This window comes from Vibrio sp. zbq_1 (genome assembly GCF_043102935.1).
Classification (GTDB): Bacteria; Pseudomonadota; Gammaproteobacteria; order Enterobacterales; family Vibrionaceae; genus Vibrio; species Vibrio parahaemolyticus.
This window is the reverse complement of the sequence record NZ_JBICJH010000005.1, coordinates 1-356: the sequence shown is the minus strand read 5'-3', so window position 1 is coordinate 356 and position 356 is coordinate 1. Positions and strand designations below refer to the sequence as shown.

The window sequence follows — 356 nt, the reverse complement described above, 5'->3', positions numbered from 1 at the left end:
CTATGCTAACCACCTAGAAAATCTAGTATTTTTTGTCCAGTACCTAGACCTCGTTTGTAAAACTCAGTGTGACCGCAGCTACTGCATGATAAGAAATAAAAACGGTGTTTGTTGTAATTGAAAAATGTACTCCAAAATCCACCACTGGCTCTTAACTCACCAACCTCATATGACTCTGAACCACATTTATCACAGCAGTATTCAAACTTCGATTTCACTTTGTCATTCCCTAACAGGTGGTTTGCCATCTGCTTGTTTGCAAGCTCTTTGCCTAAAGACCCGCACTTTTCACACTTTAATGATGAGTGTTCATTGCTATGCCCGCACCCAAAGCACTCCCATTTACTATCCATATT

General features: G+C 40.2%; 1 protein-coding gene. It reads right to left on the bottom strand.

Going from position 1 to position 356, the window contains the following annotated elements; all coding sequences use genetic code 11:
- Nucleotides 1-5: 5 nt before the first annotated feature.
- On the bottom strand, nucleotides 6-356 hold a 351-nt coding region (locus ACF8CV_RS05655; protein WP_258519409.1), incomplete at its 5' end, for a zinc ribbon domain-containing protein.